The sequence below is a fragment of the Streptomyces sp. C10-9-1 genome (assembly GCF_024497955.1).
GTDB classification, from domain to species: domain Bacteria; phylum Actinomycetota; class Actinomycetes; order Streptomycetales; family Streptomycetaceae; genus Streptomyces; species Streptomyces sanyensis.
Window position 1 is genome coordinate 1 of sequence record NZ_JANHKP010000032.1, and the last position, 5,095, is coordinate 5,095.

At 57.6% G+C, this 5,095-nt stretch carries 2 rRNA genes; both read left to right on the forward strand.

Going from position 1 to position 5,095, the window contains the following annotated elements:
* Nucleotides 1–125: 125 nt before the first annotated feature.
* Nucleotides 126–1,653: ribosomal RNA gene (locus NPS70_RS28365) — 16S ribosomal RNA — on the forward strand.
* A gap of 297 nt (nt 1,654–1,950) precedes the next feature.
* Nucleotides 1,951–5,074: ribosomal RNA gene (locus NPS70_RS28370) — 23S ribosomal RNA — on the forward strand.
* Together the 16S and 23S rRNA genes form the textbook arrangement of a ribosomal RNA operon.
* The last annotated feature ends 21 nt before the right edge of the window (nt 5,075–5,095 follow it).

Sequence of the window (5,095 nt, forward strand, 5' to 3'; positions counted from 1 at the left end):
CCCTTCAGTGGTCTGGTGGATGAGGTTCCTTTGTAACAAACACAGCGAGGACGCTGTGAACCGGCGGGCTTATTCCGCCTGCTGGTTCCGCTCAACGTGGTGTTCATCCCGATTACGGGAAAGCATTCATGGAGAGTTTGATCCTGGCTCAGGACGAACGCTGGCGGCGTGCTTAACACATGCAAGTCGAACGATGAACCTCCTTCGGGAGGGGATTAGTGGCGAACGGGTGAGTAACACGTGGGCAATCTGCCCTGCACTCTGGGACAAGCCCTGGAAACGGGGTCTAATACCGGATACGACTCGGGAGGGCATCCTTCCGGGTGGAAAGCTCCGGCGGTGCAGGATGAGCCCGCGGCCTATCAGCTTGTTGGTGGGGTGATGGCCTACCAAGGCGACGACGGGTAGCCGGCCTGAGAGGGCGACCGGCCACACTGGGACTGAGACACGGCCCAGACTCCTACGGGAGGCAGCAGTGGGGAATATTGCACAATGGGCGAAAGCCTGATGCAGCGACGCCGCGTGAGGGATGACGGCCTTCGGGTTGTAAACCTCTTTCAGCAGGGAAGAAGCGAAAGTGACGGTACCTGCAGAAGAAGCGCCGGCTAACTACGTGCCAGCAGCCGCGGTAATACGTAGGGCGCAAGCGTTGTCCGGAATTATTGGGCGTAAAGAGCTCGTAGGCGGCTTGTCGCGTCGGATGTGAAAGCTCGGGGCTTAACCCCGGGTCTGCATTCGATACGGGCAGGCTAGAGTGTGGTAGGGGAGATCGGAATTCCTGGTGTAGCGGTGAAATGCGCAGATATCAGGAGGAACACCGGTGGCGAAGGCGGATCTCTGGGCCATTACTGACGCTGAGGAGCGAAAGCGTGGGGAGCGAACAGGATTAGATACCCTGGTAGTCCACGCCGTAAACGTTGGGAACTAGGTGTTGGCGACATTCCACGTCGTCGGTGCCGCAGCTAACGCATTAAGTTCCCCGCCTGGGGAGTACGGCCGCAAGGCTAAAACTCAAAGGAATTGACGGGGGCCCGCACAAGCAGCGGAGCATGTGGCTTAATTCGACGCAACGCGAAGAACCTTACCAAGGCTTGACATATACCGGAAAGTGCTAGAGATAGTGCCCCCCTTGTGGTCGGTATACAGGTGGTGCATGGCTGTCGTCAGCTCGTGTCGTGAGATGTTGGGTTAAGTCCCGCAACGAGCGCAACCCTTGTTCTGTGTTGCCAGCATGCCCTTCGGGGTGATGGGGACTCACAGGAGACTGCCGGGGTCAACTCGGAGGAAGGTGGGGACGACGTCAAGTCATCATGCCCCTTATGTCTTGGGCTGCACACGTGCTACAATGGCCGGTACAATGAGCTGCGATGCCGTGAGGCGGAGCGAATCTCAAAAAGCCGGTCTCAGTTCGGATTGGGGTCTGCAACTCGACCCCATGAAGTCGGAGTTGCTAGTAATCGCAGATCAGCATTGCTGCGGTGAATACGTTCCCGGGCCTTGTACACACCGCCCGTCACGTCACGAAAGTCGGTAACACCCGAAGCCGGTGGCCCAACCCCTTGTGGGAGGGAGCTGTCGAAGGTGGGACTGGCGATTGGGACGAAGTCGTAACAAGGTAGCCGTACCGGAAGGTGCGGCTGGATCACCTCCTTTCTAAGGAGCATATGGCCGACTGCGGGCAAATGTCCCGCACGGTTGCTCATGGGTGGAACGTTGATTAGTTGGCGCAGTGTCCGGGGTTTCTTCCGCTAGTACTGCTTCTCTGTGAGGGGCGTGGAACGTGGTGGGTGCCGTGGGGGCTGTGCTTGGCGCGCTGTTGGGTGTCTGAGGGTGCGAGCGTGTGCTCGTGTCTTCGGGATGCCGGCCCCGGTGTACTCATCCCTGTAGGGGGGTGGGGTGGCGGGTGGCTGGTCGTTGCTTGAGAACTGCACAGTGGACGCGAGCATCTGTGGCCAAGTTTTTAAGGGCGCACGGTGGATGCCTTGGCACCAGGAACCGATGAAGGACGCGGGAGGCCGCGATAGTCCCCGGGGAGTCGTCAACCAGGCTTTGATCCGGGGGTTTCCGAATGGGGAAACCCGGCAGTCGTCATGGGCTGTCACCCGCTGCTGAACACATAGGCAGTGTGGAGGGAACGAGGGGAAGTGAAACATCTCAGTACCCTCAGGAAGAGAAAACAACCGTGATTCCGGGAGTAGTGGCGAGCGAAACTGGATGAGGCCAAACCGTATGTGTGTGATACCCGGCAGGGGTTGCGCATGCGGGGTTGTGGGAGTGAGCTTCAGTAGTCTGCCGGCTGCTGGGCGAGTTAGAAACCGTATGGGTAGGCGAAGGACATGCGAAAGGTCCGGCGTAGAGGGTAAGACCCCCGTAGCTGAAATTCATGCGGCTTGCTTGCTCATTTCCCAAGTAGCACGGGGCCCGAGAAATCCCGTGTGAATCTGGCGGGACCACCCGCTAAGCCTAAATATTCCCTGGTGACCGATAGCGGATAGTACCGTGAGGGAATGGTGAAAAGTACCGCGGGAGCGGAGTGAAATAGTACCTGAAACCGTGTGCCTACAAGCCGTGGGAGCGTCGCATGCAAGCTTTGCTTGTATGTCGTGACTGCGTGCCTTTTGAAGAATGAGCCTGCGAGTTTGCGGTGTGTTGCGAGGTTAACCCGTGTGGGGAAGCCGTAGCGAAAGCGAGTCCGAATAGGGCGGTTTAGTAGCGCGCTCAAGACCCGAAGCGGAGTGATCTAGCCATGGGCAGGTTGAAGCGGAGGTAAGACTTCGTGGAGGACCGAACCCACCAGGGTTGAAAACCTGGGGGATGACCTGTGGTTAGGGGTGAAAGGCCAATCAAACTCCGTGATAGCTGGTTCTCCCCGAAATGCATTTAGGTGCAGCGTCGTGTGTTTCTTGCCGGAGGTAGAGCACTGGATAGGCGATGGGCCCTACCGGGTTACTGACCTTAGCCAAACTCCGAATGCCGGTAAGTGAGAGCGCGGCAGTGAGACTGTGGGGGATAAGCTCCATGGTCGAGAGGGAAACAGCCCAGAGCATCGACTAAGGCCCCTAAGCGTACGCTAAGTGGGAAAGGATGTGGAGTCGCAGAGACAACCAGGAGGTTGGCTTAGAAGCAGCCACCCTTGAAAGAGTGCGTAATAGCTCACTGGTCAAGTGATTCCGCGCCGACAATGTAGCGGGGCTCAAGCGTACCGCCGAAGTCGTGTCATTGCAGCATGAAGGCTAACGCCTGTTGTGATGGGTAGGGGAGCGTCGTGTGCCGGGTGAAGCAGCCGCGGAAGCGAGTTGTGGACGGTTCACGAGTGAGAATGCAGGCATGAGTAGCGATACACACGTGAGAAACGTGTGCGCCGATTGACTAAGGGTTCCTGGGTCAAGCTGATCTGCCCAGGGTAAGTCGGGACCTAAGGCGAGGCCGACAGGCGTAGTCGATGGACAACCGGTTGATATTCCGGTACCCGCTTTGAAACGCCCAATATCGAGCCCATTAATGCTAAGGCCGTGAAGCCGCCTGTCTGCAGCTTTGCTGTGGGTGGGAGTGGTGGAGCCGCTGACCCGAGATGGTAGTAGGTAAGCGATGGGGTGACGCAGGAAGGTAGTCCAGCCCGGGCGGTGGTTGTCCCGGGGTAAGGGTGTAGCCCGAGGGGTAGGTAAATCCGTCTCTCTTGTGGGTGAGACCTGATGCCGAGCCGATTGTGGTGAAGTGGATGATCCTATGCTGTCGAGAAAAGCCTCTAGCGAGTTTCATGGCGGCCCGTACCCTAAACCGACTCAGGTGGTCAGGTAGAGAATACCGAGGCGTTCGGGTGAACTATGGTTAAGGAACTCGGCAAAATGCCCCCGTAACTTCGGGAGAAGGGGGGCCATGTCTGGTGATCATCTTTACGGTGTGAGCTGGGTGTGGCCGCAGAGACCAGCGAGAAGCGACTGTTTACTAAAAACACAGGTCCGTGCGAAGCCGTAAGGCGATGTATACGGACTGACGCCTGCCCGGTGCTGGAACGTTAAGGGGACCGGTTAGCTGATCTTCGGGTTGGCGAAGCTGAGAACTTAAGCGCCAGTAAACGGCGGTGGTAACTATAACCATCCTAAGGTAGCGAAATTCCTTGTCGGGTAAGTTCCGACCTGCACGAATGGCGTAACGACTTCTCGACTGTCTCAACCATAGGCCCGGTGAAATTGCACTACGAGTAAAGATGCTCGTTTCGCGCAGCAGGACGGAAAGACCCCGGGACCTTTACTACAGTTTGATATTGGTGTTCGGTTCGGCTTGTGTAGGATAGGTGGGAGACTGTGAAGCCCGTACGCCAGTATGGGTGGAGTCGTCGTTGAAATACCACTCTGGTCGTGCTGGATGTCTAACCTGGGTCCGTGATCCGGATCAGGGACAGTGTCTGATGGGTAGTTTAACTGGGGCGGTTGCCTCCTAAAGGGTAACGGAGGCGCCCAAAGGTTCCCTCAGCCTGGTTGGCAATCAGGTGTTGAGTGTAAGTGCACAAGGGAGCTTGACTGTGAGACCGACGGGTCGAGCAGGGACGAAAGTCGGGACTAGTGATCCGGCGGTGGCTTGTGGAAGCGCCGTCGCTCAACGGATAAAAGGTACCCCGGGGATAACAGGCTGATCTTCCCCAAGAGTCCATATCGACGGGATGGTTTGGCACCTCGATGTCGGCTCGTCGCATCCTGGGGCTGGAGTCGGTCCCAAGGGTTGGGCTGTTCGCCCATTAAAGCGGTACGCGAGCTGGGTTTAGAACGTCGTGAGACAGTTCGGTCCCTATCCGCTGTGCGCGTAGGAGTCTTGAGAAGGGCTGTCCCTAGTACGAGAGGACCGGGACGGACGAACCTCTGGTGTGCCAGTTGTTCTGCCAAGGGCATGGCTGGTTGGCTACGTTCGGAAAGGATAACCGCTGAAAGCATCTAAGCGGGAAGCCTGCTTCGAGATGAGGGCTCCCACCTCCTTGAGAGGGTAAGGCTCCCAGTAGACGACTGGGTTGATAGGCCGGATATGGAAGCCAGGTAACTGGTGGAGTTGACCGGTACTAATAGGCCGAGGGCTTGTCCTCAGTTGCTCGCGTCCACTGTGT